Below are 9,819 nucleotides of genomic sequence, written 5' to 3' on the forward strand. Positions count from 1 at the left end.
CCGGCTCCGGCGGCTCCGGCAGCGCCCGCCGCCTCGGCTCCGGCTCCGGCCGCCCCCGCCGGTGACGACGGCGCGTACGTCACGCCGCTGGTCCGCAAGCTCGCCGCCGAGAACGGTGTCGACCTGGGCGCGGTCAAGGGCACCGGTGTCGGTGGCCGTATCCGCAAGCAGGACGTAGTGGCCGCAGCGGAGGCCGCCAAGGCCGCCGCCGCTCCGGCTCCGGCCGCCGCCGCTCCCGCGGCCAAGGCCGCGCCGAAGCTCGAGGCGTCCCCGCTGCGCGGTCAGACGGTCAAGATGACCCGCATGCGCAAGGTCATCGGCGACAACATGATGAAGGCGCTGCACTCGCAGGCCCAGCTGACCTCGGTCCTCGAGGTCGACATCACCAAGCTGATGAAGCTGCGCAACCAGGCGAAGGAGTCCTTCGCCGCCCGTGAGGGCGTCAAGCTGTCCCCGATGCCGTTCTTCGTGAAGGCGGCGGCCCAGGCACTGAAGGCCCACCCGGTCGTCAACGCCCGGATCAACGAGGACGAGGGCACCATCACGTACTTCGACTCGGAGAACATCGGCATCGCCGTGGACGCCGAGAAGGGTCTGATGACCCCGGTCATCAAGGGTGCGGGCGACCTGAACATCGCCGGTATCGCGAAGAAGACCGCCGAGCTGGCCGGCAAGGCCCGCGGTGGCGGCCTGACCCCGGACGACATGTCCGGTGCCACCTTCACGGTCAGCAACACCGGTTCGCGCGGTGCGCTGTTCGACACGGTCATCGTGCCCCCGAACCAGGCGGCCATCCTGGGCATCGGTGCCACGGTCAAGCGTCCGGCGGTCATCGAGACCGCCGAGGGCACCGTCATCGGCGTCCGCGACATGACCTACCTCTCGCTCTCCTACGACCACCGTCTGGTGGACGGCGCGGACGCCGCCCGTTACCTGACGACGGTCAAGGCGATCCTCGAGGCCGGCGAGTTCGAGGTCGAGCTCGGCCTCTGAGTCGTACAGCTGTAACCAGCCTCACCAGCGGCGCCCCCGTCCGGATCACTTCCGGACGGGGGCGCCGCCGTATTGTCTAGACACCACCGGTCATCTCCGCCACCGTGTCGGCGCAGGCAGCACCGGTTCGCCTCCGAAGGAGCTCCTCATGACCCCGCCCGTCGTCCACTCGCTGCGCGAACAGATCCGCGAGCACATCGTGGAAGGGATAGTCAGCGGGCGCTGGAAGCCGGGCGAACGGATCGTGGAGCGCCGGATCGCCACCGAGCTGGAGGTCAGCCAGACGCCCGTGCGCGAGGCGCTGCGGGAGCTGGAGACACTGCGGCTGATCGAGTCCGCGCCCAACAAGGGGGTCCGGGTACGCAATCTCACCGCGGCCGACCTCGAGGAGAGCTACCCCGTACGGGCCGGGCTGGAACAGATCGCGGCGGAGCTGGCGGCCCCCGCGCTCGGCGAGGACTGCTCGGCGCTCACGCCGCACGTGGCGGCGCTGTACGAGGCGGACCGGCTGGCCGACGGCGAGGCGCAGGTCAGGCACACGGTGGCCTTCCACCGGGAGATGGTGCGGGCCGCGGGGAACGCCGTCCTGCTCCACACCTGGGAGGGGCTGGGCATCGAGGTGTTCACGGCCCTGTCGATCCGCTGGCTGGGCACCGTGCAGAAGTCCTACGCGGAGGAGCACGAGGCGCTCATCGAGGCGTTCCTCCGGCGTGACCCGCAGATCGCCGTGCTGGTGAAGGAGCACGTCCTCGGGTGCGCGCCGCGCGCCTGAGACAGGGCCCCGGACAGACGCCCATCTGCGACGGAGGGCGCTCGGCCGTGCAGGCCGGTGCCCGTTTCACCCCCTTGATCCCGTCACTCCGTGCCCCCTTTCGCGGCACCGCATGCCACTTTTCTTCATATCGAGAAGTTTTGCCCTTCACCCTTTGATCGATCATCGATCGGCGACTTACAGTTCATCCGCGGGCCCACCGGCCCGATCGCCCTGTCCTGCCAGCCAGGGCCTTCTCCACCCCCTCCCACTCCGGAAGGCGGCGATCATGACCGACCCCGTAGCAAAGCTTCCGAGCGAGCTCGACCAGCTCCCGGACCGCGACCCCGAGGAGACCGCCGAGTGGGCGGCCTCCCTTGACGCCGTCACCAAGGCCGCGGGCCCGCACCGCGCCGCGTACCTGATGCGGCGTTCGCTCCAGCACGCTGAGGGCGCCGGCATCGCGCTGCCCAAGCTGTTGGAGAGCGATTACGTCAACACCATCCCCACCTCCGCCGAGCCGTCGTTCGACGGCGACCTGGAGATGGAATCGAAGATCACCGCGTGGAACCGCTGGAACGCGGCCGCGATGGTCACCCGTGGCGCCCGGTACGGCGTCGGCGGTCACATCGCCACGTTCGCCTCGGCGGCGTGGCTGTACGAGACCGGCTTCAACCACTTCTTCCGCGGCAAGGAAGGTGACGGCTCCGGCGACCAGCTCTACATCCAGGGCCACGCCTCGCCCGGCATCTACGCCCGCGCCTTTCTCGACGGCCGCCTCTCCGAGCAGCAGCTCGACAACTTCCGCCAGGAGTCCGGGGGCGACGGCCTGCCGTCCTACCCGCACCCGCGGCGGCTGCCCTGGCTGTGGGAGTTCCCCACCGTCTCGATGGGCCTCGGCCCGCTCTCGGCGATCTACCAGGCGCGCTTCAACCGCTACCTGACCAACCGCAAGATCAAGGACACGTCGAACTCGCACGTCTGGGCCTTCCTGGGCGACGGCGAGATGGACGAGCCCGAGTCGACCGCCGCCCTCGCCCTCGCGGCGCGTGAGCAACTCGACAACCTGACCTTCGTCATCAACTGCAACCTGCAGCGTCTCGACGGCCCGGTCCGCGCCAACTTCCGCGTGGTCCAGGAGCTCGAGGGCGCGTTCCGCGGGGCCGGCTGGAACGTCGTCAAGACGCTCTGGGGCAACGCCTGGGACGAGCTGTTCCAGCTGGACACCACGGGTGCGCTGATCCGCCGCCTCCGCGAGGTCCCGGACGCGCAGTTCCAGACGTACGCGACGCGCGACGTGGCCTACATCCGCGAGCACTTCTTCGGATCCGAGCCCGCGCTCGTCGAGCTGGCGAAACTGCTGAGCGACGCGAAGATCGCCGAGTGCTTCTACAGCTCCCGCGGTGGCCACGAGGCCCGCAAGGTGTACGCGGCCTACCGCGCGGCGATCGAGCACAAGGGCGCGCCGACCGTGATCCTGGCCCAGACGGTCAAGGGCTACACGCTCGGCAAGGGCTTCGAGTCCAAGAACGCCAACCACCAGATGAAGAAGCTGTCGATCGACGAGTTCAAGGGCATGCGCGAGCTGCTCGGCCTCCCGATCCCGGACAGCGCCTTCGAGGACGGGCTGGTCCCCTACGGCCACCCGGGCTCCGACTCCCCCGAGGTCCGCTACCTCCAGGAGCGCCGTGCCGCCCTCGGCGGTCCGGCCCCCGCCCGCCGGGTGCACGCGGTGGCGCTGCCCGAGCCCGAGGAGCGCGCCTTCAAGGCCCTCTACAAGGGATCCGGCAAGCAGGAGATGGCGACCACCATGGCGTTCGTCCGCCTGGTGAAGGACCTGATGCGGGACAAGGAGACCGGCAGGCGCTGGGTGCCGATCGTCCCGGACGAGGCCCGTACCTTCGGTATGGAGTCGCTGTTCCCCTCGGCCGGCATCTACTCGCCGCTGGGCCAGACGTACGAGCCGGTCGACCGCGACCAGCTGATGTACTACAAGGAAGCCAAGGACGGGCAGATCCTCAACGAGGGGATCACCGAGGCCGGCGCCATGGCCGACTTCATCGCCGCCGCGTCGTCGTACGCGACGCACGGCGAGACGATGATCCCGTTCTACATCTTCTACTCGATGTTCGGCTGGCAGCGGACCGGCGACCAGATGTGGCAGCTCGCCGACCAGCTGGGCAAGGGCTTCATCGTCGGCGCCACCGCCGGCCGTACGACCCTGACGGGTGAGGGCCTCCAGCACGCGGACGGCCACTCGCACCTGATCGCGTCCACCAACCCGGCGTCGCTCAACTACGACCCGGCGTTCGCGTACGAGATCGCGGTGATCGTCAAGGACGGCCTGCGCAGGATGTACGGCCCCGACGCCGAGGACGTCTTCTACTACCTGACGGTCTACAACGAGCCGAAGCAGCAGCCCGCGATGCCCGAGGGCGTCGAGGACGGCATCGTCAAGGGCCTGTACCGCTTCAAGGAGGGCACGCCCGCCGCGGAGGACGCGCCGCGCCTCCAGCTCATCGGTTCGGGCACGGCGATCCACTGGGCGCTGAAGGCGCAGGAACTGCTCGCCGCCGACTGGGGCGTCACGGCAGACGTCTGGTCCGCCACCTCGTGGGGCGAGCTGCGCCGTGACGCGCTGGAGTCCGACGAGGCGCTGCTCCGCGGCGAGGAGCGCGTGCCCTACGTGACGCAGGCGCTCTCCGGCGCACCGGGTCCGGTCCTCGCGGTCAGCGACTGGATGCGGGCGGTACCGGACTCGATCAGCCAGTGGGTGGAGCAGGACTGGTCCTCGCTGGGCACGGACGGCTTCGGCCTCTCCGACACCCGCGAGGGTGCCCGCCGCCACTTCGGTGTCGACGCCGAGTCCGTCACGGTCGCGGCGCTGGCCCAGCTGGCCCGCCGCGGCGAGATCCCGGCCTCCAAGGTCAAGGAGGCCCGGGAGCGGTACGGCATGTGAGTCCGCGCGGGGGCGGGTGCCGGGAGACCCCGGTACCCGCGCTCGCCGGGCCCGCCGCACAATGGGTCCATGCGTGCTGCCCGGCTGATCAGGATGGTGCTGCTCCTGCAGTCCCGGCCCTCCATGACCGGCGCCGAGCTGGCCGGGGAGCTGGAGGTGTCGGAGCGCACCGTGACCCGGGACGCGCAGGCGCTCTCCGAGGCGGGTGTGCCCGTCTACGCCGACCGGGGGCGGGCCGGCGGCTACCGGCTCGTGGGCGGCTACCGGACGGGGCTCACCGGGCTTGCCCGTGACGAGGCCGAGGCGCTCTTCCTGTCCGGGCTGCCCTCCGCCCTGCGCGAGATGGGGCTGGACGACGCCGCTTCGGCCGCCCGGCTGAAGGTCTCGGCCGCCCTGATCCCCTCGCTCCGCGACGCCTCGCACAGCGCCGCCCGGCGCTTCCATCTGGACGCCCCCGGCTGGTACCACGATCCGGCCGTTCCCGAACTGCTGCCCGCCGTCGCGGAGGCGGTCTGGGACGACCGGCTGGTCCGGGCCCGCTACCGGCGCCGGCACTCGGACGAGGTGGAGCGGGAACTGGCCCCCTACGGTCTCGTCCTGAAGGCCGGTGTCTGGTACCTCTGCGCCCGGGCCGGGGACGACGTCCGGGTGTACCGGATCGACCGGTTCACCGCCGTCACCGTCTCCCCCACGCGCTTCGTGCGGGACGAGGACTTCGACCTGCCGCGCTTCTGGGAGGAACGGGCGGCGCAGTTCGCCCGGTCGCTGCTGCGTACCGAGGTGACGGTGCGGTTGTCGGGGAAGGGCGTACGGCGGCTTCCGCACGTCGTGGACCGGCCCGCCGCCGACGACGCGCTGGCCGGGGCCGCGGAGCCGGACGCCGACGGCCTGCGCACGGTGGTCCTGCCGGTGGAGTCCGAGGAGGTGGCGTACGGCCAGCTGCTGTCCCTGGGACCGGAGGTGGAGGTCCTGGCCCCCGCCGCCCTGCGCGAACGTTTTGCCGATACCGCCGAACGACTGCGCGACCTCTATCGCTGAAGTGGCCCGGAAGTGATGCCGAAGGCTTCATTTCGGTGTCTGGGCGTGCGTCGCCCGTCCTCGGGGCAGATGCTGGACCAGTGATGGACGAGACGGAGTTCTGGGAGATCATCGACAGCACCCGCGAGGCCGCCGAGGGCGACCCCGAGGACCACGCCGACCTGCTCGTCGAACGGCTGGTGCGGCTCGACCCCGACTCCGTGCTCGACTTCGCCAGGCACTTCGAGGCCCGATACAACCGCGCCTACCGCTGGGACCTGTGGGGCGCCGCCGCCGTTCTGCTGGGAGGGGCGAGCGACGACGCCTTCGACTACTTCCGCTGCTGGCTGATCGCGCAGGGCCGCGAGGTCTTCGAGGGCGCCGTGCACGACCCGGACAGCCTGGCCGAGCTGCTGGTGGACTTCGACGAGGAGCTCGACGGGGACGGCGAGGACCTCGGTTACGCCGCCGACGAGGCCTACGAGCAGCTCACCGGTGTGGTCACCCCCGACCTCGGACTGCCGCCCCAGGCCACGGAACCGGCCGGCACGCCCATCGGATTCGACGACGACGCGGCGCTGGCGGAGCGATTCCCCGCACTCTGGGAACGCTTCGGCCCGGTCTGACGGGGCGCCGCGCCACGCCCTTTCCGTGTGGCCAGGGGTACATGGGGCAGGATGGGCGTCATGCTGCGTTCCCGAATCGCCGTCACCGGATCGACCGGCCTCATCGGATCGGCGCTCGTGCGCTCGCTGCGCGCGGACGGGCACGAGGTGGTGCGCCTGGTCCGCCGCCCGGCCGCCACCGGCGACGAGGTGGAGTGGGACCCCGCGCGCCAGTACGTCGACGTGGCGGGGCTGGTCGGCTGCGACGCGGTCGTCCACCTCGCCGGAGCAGGGGTCGGGGACCACCGGTGGACCGAGGAGTACAAGCGGGAGATCCGCGACAGCCGGGTGCTGGGCACGGCGGCCGTCGCCGAGGCGGTGGCCTCGCTGGACACCCCGCCGAAGGTGCTGCTGTCCGGGTCCGCCATCGGCTTCTACGGCGACACCGGGGACCGCGCGGTCGACGAGGGCGCACCGCCCGGCGAAGGCTTCCTGCCGTCCGTCTGCGTGGAATGGGAAGAGGCCACGGCTCCCGCCGAGGAGGCGGGCGTGCGCACGGTCCACGCCAGGACCGGTCTGGTCGTCTCCCGGCGGGGCGGCGCCTGGGGGCGGCTCTTCCCGCTGTTCAAGGCCGGACTCGGCGGGCGGATGGGCAACGGCCGGCAGTACTGGAGCTTCATCGCGCTCCACGACCACATCGCGGCACTGCGGCACATCCTGGACGCGGAGACGCTGTCGGGTCCGGTGAATCTGACGAGCCCCTCCCCCGTCACCAACGGCGAGGTGACGGCCGCGATGGGGCGGGTGCTGCACCGTCCGACCCTCTTCACCGCCCCTGCGCCCGCACTGCGCCTCGCGCTCGGGGACTTCGCGGGCGACGTCCTGGGCAGCCAGCGGGTGCTGCCCGGCCAACTTCTCGACTCGGGCTTCGCGTTCGCCTTCCCTGGCATCGACGACGCCGTCCGCGCCGCGCTGCGCTGACCACCGCCGGGCCCGTCCCGGGCTCCGCCTTCGGGCCGCCGTGCGACCCCGTGCACCGGTGCCCGGGGTGCGCGCGACTGCGCCTGACTCGGCCATCCTCCTAGCCTCGACCCGAACTCGGGCGTTCCGGGGGCCTGTCGGGGGCAATAGCCCCCCACCAGTCGCACCGACTCGGGGAGGGGCACGTGCTCAGGGCACACACAGCAGACCACGCGGATGTGGTCATCATCGGGGCCGGGATCGCCGGCCTGTCGGCGGCGCACCAGCTGATCGGCGCAGGGGTCGACGTCAGCGTCCTGGAGGCCGCGGCGCACGTGGGCGGCCGGATGGCCACCGACGACGTGGACGGTTTCCGGCTGGACCATCTGGGTCCGCTGCTCAGCTCCGCCTGTCCGGAGCTGGGCATCACCCCGGGGCTCGAAGGGCTGGTCCTGCGGGACTTCGCCCCCGGGGTGCTCGTCCACAGCGGCGGGCGGCAGTACCGCGCCGGGGACGTACGGAGCACGCGGGGCGCACTTCGTGCCGTGCGCTCCCGACCGAGCGCCCCTCGCGCGCCCCTGGGTGGGGCGATCGAACAGGCGAGGCTCGGTGCCTGGCTGGCCCGGCTCGCCACCACCCCGGAGTCCCGGATCCTGGCCCGGCCCGACAGGGCGGCGCACGAGGCGCTGTCGGCACGCGGCCTCTCGTCCCGCGCCGTGGGCGGATTCCTGCGTCCGCTGCTCTCGGCGCTGCTCGGCGACCCCGGGCTCACCACGTCGAGCCGCATGGCCGACCTCACCCTGCGGGAGTACGCGCGCGGCCGGCTCTGCGTCCCCTCGGGCGGTTCGGCGACGCTGCCCGAGCTGCTGGCGGCCGCCCTGCCCCCGGGGACCGTACGCACGGGGGTGCATGTGACGGCCGCCGACATCACCTGCGTGCGCACCAAGGAGCACGGCGAACTCGCCTGCCGGTCGCTCCTGCTGGCCACCGGGGCGGGGGCCGCGGGCGAGCTGCTGCCGGGTCTGCGGATGCCCGCGTTCCACCCGGTGACCGTGCTGCACCACACCGCCCCGGAGGCACCGTCGACGGGCGCCCGGCTGCTGCTGGACGCGGACCGCACGGGGCCGGTCGCGCACACCGCCGTGATGAGCGAGGTCGATCCCTCGCGTGCCCCTGCCGGGCGGGCCCTGATCACCTCGACGGTGCTCGGCCCCCCGCCGCCCGACCTCGACCGCTCGGTGCGCGCCCATCTCGCCACGCTCTACGGCACCCCCACCGGCGACTGGGAGCTGCTGGCCTCCCGTCACGATCCGGAGGCCGTGCCCGCCATGCCGCCGCCGCACGATCCGCTCCGCCCGGTCCGGGTGCTCGCCGGGCTGTACGTGTGCGGCGACCACCGCGACACGAGCACGGTCCAGGGCGCCCTGCGCTCCGGCAGGCGCGCCGCCTCGGCGATCCTCACCGACCTGGGGGTGGACGGGCGGCGCACGGGCGGGACGGGGCTGCCGGCCGCCGCGTAGGGGGTCAGCCCAGAGCGGCGACCCGGTCGCGGTATCCGCGGACGGCGACGGCGTCCCGGTACGGCTCCAGGCGGCGCTCGAAGTCCCGTACGTACTCCGTCGCGCGCACGGACCGCATCTCCGCCGCCTGCTGGGCCGCCTCGGCGCCCAGCAGGCAGGCCTGGTCCAGCTCGCCGAGCCCGAGCCGCGCGCAGGCGAGCACCACCCGGCAGAACAGCCTGCTCCGGGCGTACGCCGGTGCGCGCAGCTGCAGCGACCGCTCGGCGTGCTGGGCGGCCACGCGGTACTGCTGCAGATCGCGGTGGCAGTGACCGAACTCGTCGGCGAGCTGTGCCTCGTCGAAGTAGCGGGCCCAGTGCGGCACGTCGTCCCCGGGCCGGGAGCTCCCGAGGGCACGTTCCGCCCGGACGAGCGCGGCGATGCAGGCCCTGTTCTCGCCGAGGACGCCGTGCCCCCGTGCCTCGACCGAGTGCAGCAGCGCCATGACGACCGGCGGTGCGGAGGAGCCGATGCCCTGCTGGGCGACGCGTGCGAGCTGGACCGCCTCCCGGCCGTGCCCGAGGTACACGGCCTGCCGGCTCATCGTGATCAGGACGAACGCGCCGTACGCCCGGTCCCCGGCGGCCTGGGCGAGCCGGAGCGCCTGGACGAAGTAGCGCTGGGCCAGACCGTGCGCCGCGATGTCGTACGAGGTCCAGCCCGCCAGCCGGGTCAGATCGGCCGCGGCGGAGAACAGTCGGCGGCCCATCGCCTCGCCGTAGCTCCCCCGGAGCATGGGCTCGGCCTCGTGTTCCAGATACCGGACGAGGGCCTGCCTGGCGTGCCCCCCGCCGTAGGCGTTGTCGAGCGTGCGGAAGAGCTCGCCCACCGAGCGCAGCGCGGCGACGTCGCCGCTGCCGACCCGCTGGACGGTGCCGCGGTCCGTCTGCCGCTGGCGCGGGACTCCCGGGGCCGGTGGGGCGGGAGCGGGCGGACGGGAGGGGGCGGGTCCACGGGTGGCGACGGACCGGGTCC

7 protein-coding genes and 1 pseudogene are annotated in these 9,819 nt (G+C 72.5%); 7 read left to right on the plus strand and 1 reads right to left on the minus strand.

Annotation, left to right across the window (positions count from 1 at the left end; genetic code table 11):
• From sucB to B9S57_RS00035, 7 genes are all read left to right on the plus strand, one after another.
• Positions 1-993 (plus strand): 2-oxoglutarate dehydrogenase, E2 component, dihydrolipoamide succinyltransferase (gene sucB, locus B9S57_RS00005; protein WP_103513448.1); only part of this gene is annotated, 993 nt, incomplete at its 5' end.
• 148 nt (positions 994-1,141) lie between these two features.
• Positions 1,142-1,765, plus strand: coding sequence for a GntR family transcriptional regulator (locus tag B9S57_RS00010; RefSeq protein WP_103513449.1), 624 nt, complete (start codon positions 1,142-1,144; stop codon positions 1,763-1,765).
• A gap of 268 nt (positions 1,766-2,033) precedes the next feature.
• Complete coding sequence (gene aceE, locus B9S57_RS00015) at positions 2,034-4,703, plus strand: pyruvate dehydrogenase (acetyl-transferring), homodimeric type (RefSeq protein ID WP_103513450.1); 2,670 nt, start codon at positions 2,034-2,036, stop codon at positions 4,701-4,703.
• Between the two features lie 69 nt (positions 4,704-4,772).
• A complete protein-coding gene (locus B9S57_RS00020) occupies positions 4,773-5,741 on the plus strand; it encodes a YafY family protein (RefSeq protein ID WP_103513451.1) in 969 nt (322 codons plus the stop codon).
• Between the two features lie 83 nt (positions 5,742-5,824).
• Positions 5,825-6,346 carry a DUF4240 domain-containing protein gene (locus tag B9S57_RS00025; protein WP_103513452.1) on the plus strand — a complete coding sequence of 174 codons (522 nt, stop codon included), beginning with the start codon at positions 5,825-5,827 and terminating at the stop codon, positions 6,344-6,346.
• 60 nt (positions 6,347-6,406) lie between these two features.
• Positions 6,407-7,306 carry a TIGR01777 family oxidoreductase gene (locus tag B9S57_RS00030; protein WP_103513453.1) on the plus strand — a complete coding sequence of 300 codons (900 nt, stop codon included), beginning with the start codon at positions 6,407-6,409 and terminating at the stop codon, positions 7,304-7,306.
• Positions 7,307-7,491: 185 nt separating this feature from the next.
• Positions 7,492-8,805 (plus strand): NAD(P)/FAD-dependent oxidoreductase, encoded by a 1,314-nt coding sequence (locus B9S57_RS00035; RefSeq protein ID WP_103513454.1) that lies wholly within the window; start codon positions 7,492-7,494, stop codon positions 8,803-8,805.
• A gap of 4 nt (positions 8,806-8,809) precedes the next feature.
• Here B9S57_RS00035 and B9S57_RS00040 read toward each other — a convergent pair.
• A pseudogene (locus B9S57_RS00040) lies at positions 8,810-9,819 on the minus strand (regulator); the annotation flags it as partial.

It is taken from the genome of Streptomyces sp. SM10 (genome assembly GCF_002910915.1).
Taxonomy (GTDB): Bacteria; Actinomycetota; Actinomycetes; order Streptomycetales; family Streptomycetaceae; genus Streptomyces.